The sequence below is a fragment of the Neobacillus niacini genome, from assembly GCF_023715415.1.
GTDB classification, from domain to species: domain Bacteria; phylum Bacillota; class Bacilli; order Bacillales; family Cytobacillaceae; genus Neobacillus; species Neobacillus niacini_C.
This window is the reverse complement of the sequence record NZ_JAMBOB010000109.1, coordinates 1-238: the sequence shown is the minus strand read 5'-3', so window position 1 is coordinate 238 and position 238 is coordinate 1. Positions and strand designations below refer to the sequence as shown.

Below are 238 nucleotides of genomic sequence, written 5' to 3'. Positions count from 1 at the left end.
TATTTCTCGCTATCCGCAAGTATTTCTCGCTATCCGCAAGTATTTCTCGCTATCCGCAAGTATTTCTCGCTATCCGCAAGTATTTCTCGCTATCCGCAAGTATTTCTCGCTATCCGCAAGTATTTCTCGCTATCCGCAAGTATTTCTCGCTATCCGCAAGTATTTCTCGCTATCCGCAAGTATTTCTCGCTATCCGCAAGTATTTCTCGCTATCCGCAAGTATTTCTCGCTATCCGCA

General features: G+C 45.0%; 1 protein-coding gene. It reads left to right on the top strand.

Going from position 1 to position 238, the window contains the following annotated elements; genetic code table 11:
* On the top strand, positions 1-238 hold a 238-nt coding region (locus M3189_RS26790; RefSeq protein ID WP_251639826.1), incomplete at both ends, for a hypothetical protein.